The sequence below is a fragment of the Gluconacetobacter tumulicola genome (genome assembly GCF_014174215.1).
In the GTDB taxonomy this organism is placed as follows: Bacteria; Pseudomonadota; Alphaproteobacteria; order Acetobacterales; family Acetobacteraceae; genus Gluconacetobacter; species Gluconacetobacter tumulicola.
This window is the reverse complement of the sequence record NZ_JABEQL010000084.1, coordinates 1-609: the sequence shown is the minus strand read 5'-3', so window position 1 is coordinate 609 and position 609 is coordinate 1. Positions and strand designations below refer to the sequence as shown.

The window sequence follows — 609 nt, the reverse complement described above, 5'->3', positions numbered from 1 at the left end:
GATCCCCGGCATCTGGGCGCGCGCATCGGCATCACCGCCGTGCTGCACAGTTGGGGGGCGGCGCTGACCCACCATCCCCATGTCCATATGATCGTGCCGGGCGGCGGCCTGGCGTCCGATGGCCAGCGCTGGATCTCATCGCGCCCGGCCTTCCTCCTGCCTGTTCGCGTGCTGGGCAAGCTGTTCCGCCGCCTGTTCCTGACCCGGCTACTTGCGCTTTTCGACGCCGATCGACTGGCTTTTCGAGGCCAGTTGGCTTCCCTGGCAGACCGTCGTGCCTTTCTGCGGCATCTGGCCCCCGTACGGACCAGACCCTGGGTCGTTTATGCCAAGCCGCCTTTTGCCGGTCCCAAAGCGGTGCTGGCCTATCTGTCGCGCTATACCCACCGCGTCGCCATCTCGAACCGCCGCCTTCTGGCGTTCAACGAAAAGGGCGTGACGTTCCGCTACAAGGATTACCGCCGGGATACCGCGCACCAGCAGCAGGTCATGACGCTTGCCACGGATGAGTTCATCCGCCGCTTCATGCTGCATGTCCTGCCACGAGGATTTCATCGCATCCGCCATTATGGCCTGCTGGCCAGTTCCAACCGCAAGGCCAGTCTCGCC

1 protein-coding gene is annotated in these 609 nt (G+C 64.5%); it reads left to right on the top strand.

All coding sequences use genetic code 11. The features are described 5' to 3' along the window. Positions 1 to 609, top strand: a 609-nt coding sequence (locus HLH29_RS19360) for an IS91 family transposase (RefSeq protein WP_182968992.1), incomplete at both ends; no start/stop codon positions are given.